The organism is Micromonospora sp. WMMA1996 (assembly GCF_002573675.1).
In the GTDB taxonomy this organism is placed as follows: Bacteria; Actinomycetota; Actinomycetes; order Mycobacteriales; family Micromonosporaceae; genus Micromonospora; species Micromonospora sediminicola.
Map to the genome: position 1 here is coordinate 609,496 of NZ_PDHU01000003.1, position 13,607 is coordinate 623,102.

Consider the following 13,607-nt stretch of genomic DNA (forward strand, 5'->3'; position numbering starts at 1 on the left):
GCCGCCATGCGCCAGGAAGAGCAGCAGGTCACACAGGACCACCCCGAGGCCGTACGGTCCGCGCCGGTGCCGGTCCCCCCGCCGGGTGACCACACCGACGCCGACCGGCCGGGGGCCGACCGCGCGGACCGGGCCGACGTGCCCGAGGACGCGCTGGACGACCGGGGCACCTTCGACGACCCGGCCGTGACCGACCGGCGGGACGCGGACCTCGACGAGACCCGCGGGTACGACGCCGGGGAGCTGCGGGACGCGGCCGACCGGACGGACGACACCGACACCACGCGCGACGACGACGGCCGGCCGGAGTTCCACGAGCCGGCGCCGCTGCCGACCACGTTCGGGGCGGCCACGGTGGGCGACGCGGTGGCCGCGTCGGCGCTGGCGAGCGGCCGGCCGCAGGACGAGCGGGACGCGCGCGACGAGGACACCGCCGTTCCGGGTGACGGCGCGCCCGGCCGCACCGAGCCGCTGGACGACGAGCGGGCCGACCCGACCGCCGGGGACCGGCTGCACGACCGGGACCGCTGGGAGGCGGAGCACTCCGACGCCGGCCCGGGCGCCGACGCGGTCCGTGACGACAGGTCCACCGACGCGGTGGTCCGGGACGGCGCGCCGGCGGACGGCGCGGTCGGGTACGGCAGCGCCGAGCCCGGTCTGGTCGATCCGGACAGCGAGCCGGTGCCCGCGGACGCGGACGGCGGCCGGCACCACACCGTCGACCCGGACACCGCCACGGCGGCGGCGGGCGCGGCGGCGGTCGGCGCGGCCGGCTCGGGCACGGCGCTGGCCGGCGCGGACCGGCCCACCCCGGGCGCGGTGCCGGCGGACGCGGCGACGCTGTTCGCCCCGGAGGCCGCGCAGGGCTTCCGGGACCGCTGGCGCGATGTCCAGCTGCGCTTCGTGGACGACCCGCGCGCCGCGGTCGGCGAGGCCGAGTCGTTGGTCGAGGAGGCGATCGAGGCGCTGGCCACGGCGTTGCGGGAGCAGCGCACCCGGCTCGGCGCCTGGCAGGAGTCCGGCTCGACCGACACCGAGCAGCTCCGGGTGGCCGTGCGCGGCTACCGCGACTTCCTGGACCGCGTGCTGGGCCGCTGAGGCGCCCGACCTGCCCCGGAGCCCCGGCCGCCGACGGCCGGGGCTCCGTCGTGCCCGGCGGACCACGCAGGAGGCATGAAATTGCGCAATCGGGGTACCTGCGGGCGCAGCACGCACCCACACGAGGGGAGCTACAGGCATGGGTAGCGGCCTACGGTTGAACATGAACGCCCTGGACTACCTGATCCTGGCGCTCTACTTCGTCACGGTGCTGGGTGTCGGCTTCGCCGCCCGCCGCGCCATCAAGACCAGCGTGGACTTCTTCCTCTCCGGGCGGTCGTTGCCCGCCTGGGTCACCGGCCTGGCGTTCGTCTCGGCGAACCTGGGCGCGCTGGAGATCATCGGCATGGCCGCCAACGGCGCCCAGTACGGCATCATGACGGTCCACTACTACTGGATCGGCGCCGTGCCGGCGATGGTCTTCCTCGGCATCGTGATGATGCCCTTCTACTACGGCTCGAAGGTCCGCAGCGTCCCGGAGTACCTGCGGCTGCGCTTCAACCGCCCGACCCACCTGCTCAACGCGATCAGCTTCGCGGTCGCCCAGGTGCTGATCGCGGGCGTGAACCTCTACGCGTTGGCGCTGATCATGCAGGCGCTGCTGGGCTGGCCGCTCTGGGTCGCGATCGTGGTCGGCGCGGTGATCGTGCTGGCGTACATCACGGTCGGCGGCCTCTCCGGCGCGATCTACAACGAGGTGCTCCAGTTCTTCGTGATCATCGCCGGCCTGGTGCCGATCACGGTGATCGGCCTGGTCAAGGTCGGCGGCGTGAACGGGCTGATGGACGCGGTACGGGAGTCCAAGCTCGGCGAGGCCGGCCTGCACGCCTGGCAGGGCACCGGCAGCACCGACAATCCCCTCGGCGCGCACTGGCTGGGCATCGTCTTCGGCCTCGGTTTCGTGCTCTCCTTCGGCTACTGGACCACCAACTTCGCCGAGGTGCAGCGCGCGCTGTCGGCACGCAACATGAGCGCCGCCCGGCGGACCCCGATCATCGCGGCGTACCCGAAGCTGCTGATCCCGGTGGTCACCGTGATCCCCGGCCTGATCGCCCTGATCACGGTCAAGGGGCTCGGCGCCGACCAGGGCGACCTGGTCTACAACAACGCCATCCCGCTGCTCATGCGTGATCTGCTGCCCAACGGCGTGCTCGGCATCGCGGTCACCGGCCTGGTGGCCTCGTTCATGGCCGGCATGGCGGCCAACGTCAGCGGCTTCAACACCGTCTTCACGTACGACATCTGGCAGGCGTACTTCCGGCGGGACCGGCCGGACGGGTACTACGTGAAGGTGGGCCGGATCGCCACGGTCGTGGCCGTGGTGGTCGGCATCGGCACCGCGTTCATCGCGGCCGGCTTCAGCAACATCATGAACTACATCCAGGCGCTCTTCTCGGTCTTCAACGCCCCGCTCTTCGGCACGTTCATCATCGGCATGTTCTGGCGGCGGATGAGCGCGCTGGCCGGCTTCTGGTCGCTGCTGTCCGGCACGGTGGTGGCGATCGCCACCTACGTGCTCTACAAGACCGGCGTGATCAGCTTCAACTCGGACCTGGAGGAGAGCTTCTGGGGCGCGGGCCTGGCCTTCGTGACCGTCGCGGTGGTGGCCGCGATCGTCACGCCGCTGACCCGGCCGAAGACCGACAGCGAGCTGACCGGGCTGGTGTACGGCCGCAGCGACACCACGCTGGCCGACGACTCGCTGGCCGGCGACGCGGCCTGGTACCGCTCGCCGGTGCTGCTCGGCGTCGTCGCCGTGATCCTGGCCGCCCTCTTCTACATCCCGGTCTTCTGAGGAAGGGACCCACGCCATGGCAGACAACGAGGACCGCCACTACCAGGGCGGCGAGGCCCACGACCCGCTGGTGGACGAGACCGAGGACGCCCGGGAGGCGCGTTCGGCGGCGGCCCGGCTGTTCGACATCCGCCGGGTGATCGGCGGGCTGTTCGTCGTGTACGGCCTGATCGTCGGGCTGATGGGACTCTTCGACTCCTCGGCCGAGATCGACAAGGCGCAGGGCGTCCGGATCAACCTGTGGGCCGGCGCGGTGATGCTGGTCTTCGGGCTGCTCATGCTGCTGTGGCAGCGACTGAGCCCGACCGAGGCGCCGGAGCCCGGGCCGGACGAGTCCTGATCCGGCGGGCTGTCGCGCCCGGTCGGCATGGCCGGGCCCGCACGGGGTACGCCGGGGATCACGCAGTGGGACAGGAGGGCAGCAGCATGACCGATCGTGACCGCGGTGGCGAGCGGCCGCTGGAGGAGACCCCCGAGGTGGCGGCGGCGGTGGACGACGACAGCACGGTGCCGCAGCTGCGTACCGGCGGCACCGACCCGGACAACCCGACCTTCACCGAGCCGGACGGCGCGGTGGCCGACACCGGCGCGCCGGACATCATCGGCGACCCCTACGCGGCCGGCACCGGTGCGACCGGCACCGGCACGGGCGCCGGCGGGGACAACATCCGCACCGGCGCGGAGCAGCCGTGGGAACCGGAGGACCTGGTGCGGGCCCGGGGTCAGGACATGACCCCGGAGAACCTGGAACGGGCCCGCCAGGACCTGGCCGAGCTGGGCCGGGCGGCGATCGAGCGTACGGTCCCCTGACCCCGGACGGCCGGGGGCCCCTGGCCGACGTGGGCGTCGACCAGGGGCCCGGGGAACCCGCGCGGCGGTGCCTCACTCCCGCCGCCGCGGGTGGTCCGGCGGTGACTCAGAGCGCCGGGTAGGCGTTCTGCATCAGCTGCGCGAACTGGGCCGGGAACCACGCGCCGGAGATCGGCGCGTCCGGCAGGGCGCCGGAGAGGTTGTTCCCGTTGCGGGCGTTACCGGTGTACGTCGGGTCGCACATCCGGTCGAAGCCCTTGCCCTCGTTGTTCGGGATCTCCTTGCTGGAGCCGTCCGACTCACCCGGCGGCTTCACCCACACGTAGGCGTCGATGCCCGGCTCCGGGTTGGCCTTCGGCCGCTCGCCGAGGCCCGCGCCGGCCTGGTTGCACCAGTTGCCGGTGTGGTAGCGGCGGTCGACCCGACCCCCGTCGACGTACGCGTCCACGCTGGTCAGCGGGCCGGCACCGGTGGGCCGGGCGGAGCCGCCCCAGCCGTTGCGGGAGGTGTCGATCAGCATGCCGATGGTGCTGTCGAAGCCGACCGAGACCAGCTTCTGCCGGAACGCCTGGGCGAACGACAGCTCGTCGACGTACTGGTTCCAGTCGATCCACTTGGACTGCCGCACGGTCTGGCCGTTCACCGAGTCGGTGACCTTGACGTACGGCTCCTTGAGCGCCGAGTAGTTGGCGGTGTTGACGATGAAGCCGTGCACGTTGCGCACCGTGCTGCCGGACGCGACGGCGGCGGCCTTGAGCTGGTCGGCGACCGGGCCGAAGTTGCTGTCCCAGCCGATCCAGCCGTGGTGCGCGGCGTCGATGTAGTTGTAGACGTTGCCGATCGCGCCGAGCTTCGCCAGCGCGTAGCCGACGCCGTTGACGTAGGCGCCGTTGGCCTTGACCGTGTCGCACATCGCGGTGCCGCCCGGGTTGCCCGAGGTGTTGGTCACCAGGTTGGGCAGCGAGTCGATCTCGATGATGTTGACGATGCGCAGGTTCTTGTACTTCGCGTCGCCCTGGATCGCGGCGATCGGGTCGATGTACTCGGACTTGTAGCGCGGCAGCTCGTCCGGGCCCAGCTCGCCGTTGGAGGCCAGCGCGGAGCAGTCCCGGCCGGGCAGGTTGTAGATGACGAACTGGATGTAGCCGGCGCCCTGGGCGAGCGCGGCGTCCAGGTGGTCACGGACCCCCATCGCGCCGTTGGAGCTGCTGCCGGTGGTGCCGTTGATGGCGGCGATCCGGTCGAGCCAGACCGCGGTCGGGTTGTTCGACACCCGGTTGCCACCGGCGACCGACTCGGCCTTGGCCTTCCACTCCGGGTTCACGTACCCCTTCACCCCGGCGTACGGGTTGTCGACCTTCTGCCCCGGCGGGGTCGTGGTCGGCGGGGTCGTGGTGGGCGGGGTGGTGGTCGGCGGCGTCGTGGTGGGCGGCGTCGTCGTCGGCGGGGTGGTGGTCGGCGGGGTCGTGGTGGGCGGCGTGCCGCCGTTGCAGACCGTGCCGTTCAGGGTGAACTGGGTCGGCTTCGGGTTGCTGCCGCTCCACGCGCCGTTGAACCCGATGTTGGTGCTGGCGCCGGTGGCCAGCGAGCCGTTGTAGGACTCGTTCTGCGCGGTCACGTTCTGACCGGTCTGCGACCACTTCGCCGACCAGCCCTGCTGCACGCGCTGCGAGCTGTTCGGGAAGGTGAAGCCGAGGGTCCACGAGCTCAGCGGGTCACCGAGGTTCTTGATGACCACGTTGGCGGTGAAGCCACCGCTCCAGTCGTTGGTGGTGTAGTCCACGCTGCACTGGGTCGCGGCCTGAGCCGCGGTGACCGGGAGGGTCACCAGCCCGCCGGCCACGAGGACGCCGGCGCCGGTGAGCGCGAGCGTCCGGCTCCGGCCGGACAGCCTTCTCCACAGATTCATGCCACTGATCTCCTTGGGCGAGACCGGATCCGCGTACGGCCCGGCGGAATGGCGGCGGCGGTCGTCCTGCGGGAACGGCCGTGCGCGCCACGGGTTTCTTCGGGGGACGCCCGACCCGGACGGGCGTGAGGTGGTGGTGGTGCCGACCGGTCCGCAGGACCGGCCGATGGGAGCCCGACGTCGCCCGGTGAGACCGGTTGCCCTCGACGCCTCAGCTCGCGGTGTGGCTCCCCGAACCGCGTGCAGCGATTCTTGCATGGGAGCGCTTCCATGGCAATGCCTCGATACGCCTCTCCGACCCTATCTCCCGGCATGCCCTACGCGGGCTCGCGCGGCCCGCGCGGCTCGCGCGGCCCGCGCGGCGAGATCCTGGTACGAAACGGCCCCCAGGGGGGCTTCGCCGTACCAAGATCTCCAGCTTGTCCGCAATGCGGAACGACCGTCCCAGCGAGCAGGACGCAGGGGGTGGTTGGAGAAGCAGCGCGAACGGGGCAGCAGGGCGGGGCGGGCCCGGACGCACGCACATCGGACCTCAGGCGGCTTAGCACCAGCATCGGTACATCATCGGCAAACTCCTAAAAACGAATCTTTCCCCGAATAAGTCGCGAAAAGGTCTAACGTCGGCGGTAGCTCGACTGACGTCGGGCTCAGGACGAACAGGGATGGAGTGACGCTGGTCATGGCTAAGAAGATGCTCGGGAAGGTCGTCGCGGGTGCCGCTCTGGGCGGCGCGGGCCTTCTCGTGTTCACCCCGGGGATGGCCTACGCGGGCGGACACGACGAGGGGAAGGTCATCGCCAAGCCGCACGTGGTCAAGGCGGGTGACACCGTCGAACTGCTCGAGATCTGCTCCGAGCCCCAGGAGCACGCCTCCGTCTGGTCGAAGGTGACCGGCAAGGTCGACCTCCACCCGGCCCGTGACGGCGAGCACGGCGACTGGTCGGACAAGGGTGGTGACTGGTCCGACAAGGGCGGCGACTGGTCCGACGGGGGCTGGGACGCCGACCAGGGCCCCGACGGCAAGGACGGGCACGGTCGCGACGACCACGGCAAGGGCCCCGAGGGCAAGGACGACCACGGCAAGGGCGAGCAGGGCAAGGACGACCACGGCAAGGGCGAGCAGGGCAAGGGCGACCAGGGCAAGGACGAGCACGGCCCGGGTGGCAACGGCATGCCGCAGCCGCCGGCCGACGTGCCGCAGCCGGGCGGCCAGCCCGGTGGCATGGGCGGCGGAGTGGCCGCCGACCACGGCGACCAGGCCGACTGGCAGGGCCACGAGGAGTACGGCCAGGACGCCGAACCGGGCTGGGAGAAGGAACAGCCGGGCCGGGACGCCGCCGACTGGGCGATGGACGAGCACGGCAAGGACGGCAAGGACGGCCACGGCCGGGACGCCAAGGACGAGCACGGCGCCTGGCAGGACGGCAAGGACGACCACGGCAAGGACGACTACGCCAAGGACGAGCACGGCAAGGACTGGCAGTCCGGCGGCGAGTACGGCCGTGGCGGGGACGAGTACGGCCGCGGGGACGACGAGGCCGGCTGGGAGCACGGGAAGGACTTCGTCTACTACGGCGAGGCCACCGTCTCCGAGCACGCCCGCCCGGGCCGCTACGAGCTCAGGGGCTCCTGCGGCGAGGGTGAGCTGGTGGTCCTGCCCCGCGGTGGCGTCGACGGCGGTGACGGCGGGATGGCCACCACCGGCGTGGACCGCGGTCTCGCCACCGGTGGCGCGGGCATGATCGGCGCCGCGGCGCTGGGCGGCCTGGTGCTGCTGCGCCGGCGGCGGGCCGGTGGCCTCGTCTGATCGGACGACGACCCGGGCCGGCGGCCGTCACGGGAGACCGTGGCGTGCCGCCGGCGCGGCCGTCGTCGTCCTGCTCGCCATGGTGGGCGCCGGGCTGATCGGCGCGTCCGTGCGGACCGTCCCGCCTCCCACCCCGCCGCAACCGATCGCGCAGGCCGGGCCGGTCGCCACCGACCCGGTCCCCGACGCCGACCTCGACCCGACAGCGGAGGAGACGTCCTCCCCCGACGTGCCGGTCACGCCGCCCGACGCCGCCGTCGGCTCCCCCACCCCGGCGGCCGCCACCCCGCCGGCACCGGCCGTCTCCGGCACACCGGCCGTTCCGGGTTCACCGGCCGCGCCGGTCGCCGCGCCGGTCGCGCTGCCCCGGTCGGCGCCGACCACCATCTCGATCCCCCGGATCGGGGTGCGGGCCGAGATCATGACGCTCGGCACCAACCCGGACGGCACAGTCCAGGTGCCTCCGTTGGACCAGGCGATGAAGGCCGGCTGGTACTCACCCGGCGCCAGTCCCGGCGAGGTCGGCAACGCCGTGGTCGTCGGGCACGTCGACTCCGCCCAGCTCGGCCCGGCGGTCTTCTTCAACCTGGGCGCGCTGGTGCCGGGCGACGCCATCGCCGTCGTCCGGCAGGACGGCTCGACCGCCACGTTCACCGTGGACGAGGTCCGGTCGTACCCGAAGACCGCGTTCCCGGCGGAGCAGGTCTACGGCCCGTCCGACGTGCCCGGCCTGCGGGTGGTCACCTGCGGCGGGGTGTTCGACCGGACCGCCGGCAGCTACCTGAACAACATCGTCGTCTACGCCCGGATGACCGCGTAGCGCGAACGGCCGTGGCCCGGCGGTCGGTTCCCCGACCACCGGGCCACGCGCGGACGGAAGCGGTCAGGCCGCCGCCGAGGTCCGGACCAGGGTACGGATCTGACGCAGCAGCACGGACAGCGCGGACAGGTCGGCGCGGGACTCGTCGAACTCCCCCATCGCCCGGTGGGCCCGGTGGATCGAGGTCGCGTTCGCCTGCTCCCACTCCTGCACCCGTTCCGCCGGCGGGAGGCTGTCCGGGGTGGACCCGAGCACCTCCGCGGTGAGCGCGGCCAGCGCGGCGTACAGGTCGTAGCGCAGCGCCATCCGGGCCAGGGTCTGCCACCGGTCCTCCCGGGGCAGCAGGGAGATCTTCGACAGCAGGGCGTCCACCCGGAACCGGTCGCTGAGCACGAAGTAGACCGAGGCCACCTCGCTCACGTCCCGCCCGGTCGTCTGCGCGGTCTCGACGATGTCGAGCAGGCCGAAGCTGTACATCAGGCGGGTCGCCTGCTCGGCCAGGTCACGCGGCAGCCCCTTGCCGACCAGCGACTCGATGTGCGCCGCGATCGCCTCCCGCTCGGTGCCCCAGAACAGGTGCTCCAGGTCCGGCAGGAGCCGGGTCACCCCGTCGCGCAACCGGGCGATCTCCGCCGGCACGTCGATCGGCGAGCGCCGGTTGGTCACCAGCCAGCGCACCGCGCGGTCGAGCAGCCGCCGGGTGTCCAGGTAGACGGCGGTCTGCAACTCGGGCGAGACCTTGTTGTCCAACGCCTCGACCGCGTTCCACAGCTCGCCCAGCCCGAACACCTCGCGGACCACCACGTACGCCCGCAGCACGTCGGCCGCGGAGGCCGCCGTCTCCTCGACCACCCGGAAGACGAACGAGATGCCGCCCCGGTTGATCGCCTCGTTGACCAGGACCGTGGTGACGATGTCCCGACGCAGCCGGTGCCGGCCCATCCGGTCGGCGAAGCGCTGCCGCAGCGGGGTCGGGAAGTAGTTGACCAGGACGTCGGTCGTCCACTCCTCGTCCGCCAGTCCCTCGCCGACGATCTCGCGCTCCAGCACGATCTTCACGTACGCGAGCAGCACCGCGAACTCCGGCGCGGTCAGCCCGTTCTCGGCGCGGACCGCCAGCTCCTCGTCCGGCGGCAGCGCCTCCAACGCCCGGTCCAGCGCGCCGGAGCGCTCCAGCTCGTTGATCATGCGTCGGTGCACCGGGAGCAGCGAGGCGGCCTGCGCCTGGGCGTTGTTGACGGCCCGGGCCTGGTCGTAGTTGTCCCGCAGCACCAGCTCGGCGACCTCGTCGGTCATCTGGGCCAGCAGCTCGTCGCGCTCCGGCCGGTCCAGCTCACCGTCGGCGACCGCGGTGTTGAGCAGGATCTTGATGTTCACCTCGTGGTCGGAGCAGTCGACCCCGGCCGCGTTGTCGATGAAGTCGGTGTAGATGCGGCCACCGCCGGAGGCGTACTCGATCCGGCCCTGCTGGGTGAAGCCCAGGTTGCCGCCCTCGCCGACCACCCGGCAGCGCAGGGCACGGCCGTCCACCCGGATGGCGTCGTTGGACTTGTCCCCGACCTCGGCGTTGGTCTGCGTCGACGCCTTCACGTAGGTGCCGATGCCGCCGTTCCAGAACAGGTCCACCGGCGCGGTGACGATCGCCTTCATCAGCTCCTGCGGGCTGAGCTGCGTGACGTCGTCGTCGAGGCCGAGCACCGCGCGCACCTGCGGCGTGATCGGCACCGACTTCGCGGTACGCGGGTAGATGCCGCCGCCGGCCGAGATCAGCTCGGCGTCGTAGTCCTCCCACGACGACCGGGGCAGGTCGAACAACCGCTTGCGCTCGTCCCAGGAGCGGGCCGCGTCCGGGTCCGGGTCCAGGAAGATGTGCCGGTGGTCGAAGGCGGCGAGCAGCCGGATGTGCTTCGACAGCAGCATGCCGTTGCCGAACACGTCGCCGGACATGTCGCCGACGCCGACCACGGTGAAGTCCTGGGTCTGGGTGTCGTGGCCCAGCTCGCGGAAGTGCCGCTTCACCGACTCCCAGGCGCCCCGGGCGGTGATGCCCATCTTCTTGTGGTCGTAGCCGGCGGAGCCGCCGGAGGCGAACGCGTCGCCCAGCCAGAAGTTGTGCGCGGTGGAGATCTCGTTGGCGATGTCGGAGAACGTGGCCGTGCCCTTGTCCGCCGCCACCACGAGGTAGGGGTCGTCGCCGTCGTGCCGGACCACGTCGACCGGCGGCACGATCTCGCCGCTGACGATGTTGTCCGTGACGTCGAGCAGCGCGGAGATGAACTCCTTGTAGCAGACCACCGCCTCGTCCCGGTCGCCCGGCTTCTGCTTGAGCACGAAGCCGCCCTTGGCGCCCACCGGCACGATCACCGCGTTCTTGACCATCTGCGCCTTGACCAGGCCGAGCACCTCGGTGCGGAAGTCCTCGCGCCGGTCGGACCAGCGCAGGCCGCCCCGGGCCACCGGCCCGAACCGCAGGTGCACGCCCTCGAACCGGGGCGAGTAGACGAAGATCTCGAACTTGGGTCGCGGCGCCGGCAGATCCGGGATCGCCTGCGGGTCCAGCTTGAACGCCACGTACGCCTTCGGCCGCCCGCCCACCGGCTTCTGGTAGAAGCTGGTGCGCAGCGTGGCCTGCATCAGCGTCAGGTAGGCGCGCAGGATCCGGTCCTGGTCCAGGCTGGCCACCTCGTCCAGCGCCTCGCCGATCGCCTCGACCAGCTCGCCGCTGCGCTGCCGGCGCTCGTCCAGCGTGGTCGCGCCGGGCGCGAACCGGGTCTCGAACAGCTCCACCAGCAGCCCGGCGATCCGCGGGTACGCGATGAACGTCTGCTCCATGTACTCCTGGGAGAACACGGTGCCGGCCTGCCGCAGGTACTTCGCGTACGCCCGCAGCACGACCACCTGCCGCCAGGTGAGCCCGGCCCGCAGCACCAGCTCGTTGAAGCCGTCCACCTCGGCCTCACCCCGCCACGCGGCGGCGAACGCGTTCTCCACGTGCGGCCGCACCTCGGCCAGGTCCTGGTGCCGCTCGGGCAGCTCCAGACCGAAGTCGTAGAGCCAGATCCGGCCGTCGACGCGCTCCACCTCGTACGGGTGCTCGTCGACCACCTTCACGCCGAGCGAGTGCAGCACCGGCAGCACGGCGGAGAGCATCATCGGCTCGCCGTACCGGTAGACCTTGAACCGCACGTCCATGGCCTCGTCGGCCTCGGCGGCGCGACCGGCGGCGTACGGGCGGGGCGCCAGCTGCTTGCGGAACAGGTGCATCTCCAGCTGGCCGGGCTCCTCCAGCAGCTCCAGCTTGGCCAGGTCCTTCATCGCCTCGTACGGCGTGTGCCCGTCCTTGTAGCCCTCCGGGAACGCGTCGGCGTACCGGCTGAACAGGTGCTTGGCCTGCTCGTCGCCGAGCTTGCGCTCCAGCACCAGCCGGTAGTCGTCGTCCCAGAGCCGGGTGGCGTCCGCCAGCTCCTCGGCCAGCAGGTCGGCGTCGATCTCGCCGGGCGGGTTGTTCGGGTCGGTGCGGACGATGAAGTGCACCCGGGCCAGCATCGACTCGGTCACCCGGGTGGTGTAGTCGACGCCGACGCCGTTCAGCTCGCGCAGCAGGATGTCCTGCATGCGCAACCGGTTCTGCGTGGTGAACCGGTCCCGCGGCAGGTAGATCAGGCAGGAGATGAACCGCCCGTACGCGTCGCGGCGCAGGAAGACCCGCAGCTGCCGGCGGCCGGCCATCCGCAGCACGCCGATCACCGCGTGGTAGAGGTCGTCGGTCTTGATCTGGAACAGCTCGTCGCGCGGGTAGGTCTCCAGGATCTGGAGCAGGTCCTTGCCGGAGTGGCTGCGCAGGCTCAGGCCCGAGCGGTCCAGCACCTCGGCGACCTTGCGGCGCACCACCGGCAGTTCCTGCACGCTGGTCCGGTACGCGGCGGTGGAGAACAGGCCGAGGAACCGACGCTCCCCGACCACCTCGCCGGCCTCGTTGAAGATCTTGAAGCCGATGTAGTCCAGGTAGGCCGACCGGTGCACGGTGGCCCGCGAGTTGGCCTTGGTGATGATGAGCAGGCGCTTCTCCAGCACCTTCTCGTGCGCCTCGGGCGTCATCGAGTTGAGCGACCGGGCCTCCGGCGAGTCCGAGCGCAGGATGCCCAGCCCGGTGCCGAGGACGGCTTCGAGGGCCTGCCCGCCGCCGCCCGTCCCGTCGGTGTCGACCAGCCGGTACTCCCGGTAGCCGAGGAACGTGAAGTGGTCGTGGGCGAGCCACCGCAGCAGCTCCACCGAGTCGGTGATGTCCTTCTCCGGCACCGGCGGCCGGTTGTCCGACGTCCGGGCGGCGGCCAGCTCGTCGGCGAGCGCCAGCGCCCGCTGCCGCATCTTGGGCCAGTCCTCGACGGCCTCCCGCACGTCGGTCAGCACCCGCTGCAACTCGCGGCGCAGCGCCTCCCGCTCGGCCGGGTCGCGCACCGGGTCGATCTCGATCCGCATCCAGCTCTCGACCAGGTCACCGGCGATCGCGTCGTCCGGCTCCACGTCGGCGGAGACCTCGGTGAGCCGACCCAGCGGCTCGCGCCGGACCACGACCAGCGGGTGCACCAGCAGGTGCACGTCGAGGTGACGGGAGTTCAGCAGCGCGGTGACCGAGTCGACCAGGAACGGCATGTCGTCGGTGACGATCTCGACGACCGTGTGGTGCTGCTCGGCGTCCGGCTCGTGGATGCGCAGCTTCAGCTCGCCCGGCACCCGCTGCTGGGCCAGGTCCCGGTGGGCCCGGGCCGCCTCCAACATCTCCTCGGCGGTGAAGCCGATCAACTCCTCGTCCGGCGCGAACCGCCAGAACCGGTCCACCAGGGTGGCCGCGTCGTGGTCGTCGCCGGCCAGCGCCACCGCCTGGGCGACCAGGCGCTCCGCGTTGGGTACGGGCTCGTCCAGCTCGGCGTCCTCGGACTCGTCGGCCAGCGCCTGCGCGGGCAGACCCAGGTCGTAGAGGGTGTCGATGCTGGAACCGGTCATCCCGGTCACTCCTGTGTCGAGACGGCCGTAACCGTCCCCGTCGGTCGCCGAATCGAAGCTGTCATCGTCCCGGCTGGTGTCAGCCTGCCGGAGGTCGGGTCCCGGTTTGATCGCCGGACGCCGGTCCATCGGTGCCACTCCCCTCGACCCACCGCGTTGTGGGTCACTCTGCCGCCCAGCCTAGGCCCTGCCGCTGTGTGCCTTCGTCGGCGGACCACCGGCCGGACGTCCGGATCGGGACTCTGTCCTTTCACCCGTTGCGGGTTCGTGGTCGGCCGGTCGCGGAGTACCCCGACTGGCGATGTTCATCACACTGCCAAGCGCCGCGTGTCACCCCGGCGGACGAGGCGGCGGGACGGTGGGG

General features: G+C 71.8%; 8 protein-coding genes. 6 read left to right on the forward strand and 2 right to left on the reverse strand.

Annotation, left to right across the window (positions count from 1 at the left end):
- Positions 1-6 precede the first annotated feature (6 nt).
- From COO58_RS22550 to COO58_RS22565, 4 genes are all read left to right on the forward strand, one after another.
- Positions 7-1,098, forward strand: coding sequence for a hypothetical protein (locus COO58_RS22550; RefSeq protein WP_098747082.1), 1,092 nt, complete (start codon positions 7-9; stop codon positions 1,096-1,098).
- Positions 1,099-1,237: 139 nt separating this feature from the next.
- On the forward strand, positions 1,238-2,893 hold the full coding sequence (locus COO58_RS22555) for a sodium:solute symporter family protein (protein WP_098747084.1): 1,656 nt from the start codon (positions 1,238-1,240) through the stop codon (positions 2,891-2,893).
- 16 nt (positions 2,894-2,909) lie between these two features.
- Positions 2,910-3,233: a hypothetical protein gene (locus COO58_RS22560; RefSeq protein ID WP_091571396.1), complete on the forward strand. Its 324-nt coding sequence runs from the start codon at positions 2,910-2,912 to the stop codon at positions 3,231-3,233.
- A gap of 86 nt (positions 3,234-3,319) precedes the next feature.
- Positions 3,320-3,703 carry a hypothetical protein gene (locus tag COO58_RS22565; protein WP_098747086.1) on the forward strand — a complete coding sequence of 128 codons (384 nt, stop codon included), beginning with the start codon at positions 3,320-3,322 and terminating at the stop codon, positions 3,701-3,703.
- 106 nt (positions 3,704-3,809) lie between these two features.
- Here the strand turns inward: COO58_RS22565 and COO58_RS22570 are convergent, their stop codons facing one another.
- A complete protein-coding gene (locus COO58_RS22570; RefSeq protein WP_091571389.1) occupies positions 3,810-5,612 on the reverse strand; it encodes a glycoside hydrolase family 6 protein in 1,803 nt (600 codons plus the stop codon).
- 679 nt (positions 5,613-6,291) lie between these two features.
- On the opposite strand from COO58_RS22570, the gene COO58_RS22575 reads away from it, so the two are divergent.
- Positions 6,292-7,419 (forward strand): hypothetical protein, encoded by a 1,128-nt coding sequence (locus COO58_RS22575; protein ID WP_098747378.1) that lies wholly within the window; start codon positions 6,292-6,294, stop codon positions 7,417-7,419.
- Entirely contained in the window at positions 7,406-8,239 is an 834-nt protein-coding gene (locus COO58_RS22580) for a class F sortase (protein ID WP_176558940.1), read from the forward strand. The genes COO58_RS22575 and COO58_RS22580 overlap by 14 nt, the downstream gene beginning before the upstream one ends.
- Before the next feature lie 63 nt (positions 8,240-8,302).
- Here the strand turns inward: COO58_RS22580 and COO58_RS22585 are convergent, their stop codons facing one another.
- A complete protein-coding gene (locus COO58_RS22585) occupies positions 8,303-13,372 on the reverse strand; it encodes an NAD-glutamate dehydrogenase (RefSeq protein WP_098747088.1) in 5,070 nt (1,689 codons plus the stop codon).
- Between the last annotated feature and the right edge of the window lie 235 nt (positions 13,373-13,607).

Bases quoted from the DNA above. Each gene is read 5' to 3' on its own strand.
- COO58_RS22550 (WP_098747082.1), top strand. From the start codon at position 7: ATGCGCCAGGAAGAGCAGCAGGTCACACAGGACCACCCCGAGGCCGTA.
- COO58_RS22565 (WP_098747086.1), top strand. From the start codon at position 3,320: ATGACCGATCGTGACCGCGGTGGCGAGCGGCCGCTGGAGGAGACCCCC.
- COO58_RS22575 (WP_098747378.1), top strand. From the start codon at position 6,292: ATGGCTAAGAAGATGCTCGGGAAGGTCGTCGCGGGTGCCGCTCTGGGC.
- COO58_RS22585 (WP_098747088.1), bottom strand. From the start codon at position 13,372: ATGGACCGGCGTCCGGCGATCAAACCGGGACCCGACCTCCGGCAGGCT.
- COO58_RS22570 (WP_091571389.1), bottom strand. From the start codon at position 5,612: ATGAATCTGTGGAGAAGGCTGTCCGGCCGGAGCCGGACGCTCGCGCTC.
- COO58_RS22555 (WP_098747084.1), top strand. From the start codon at position 1,238: ATGGGTAGCGGCCTACGGTTGAACATGAACGCCCTGGACTACCTGATC.
- COO58_RS22560 (WP_091571396.1), top strand. From the start codon at position 2,910: ATGGCAGACAACGAGGACCGCCACTACCAGGGCGGCGAGGCCCACGAC.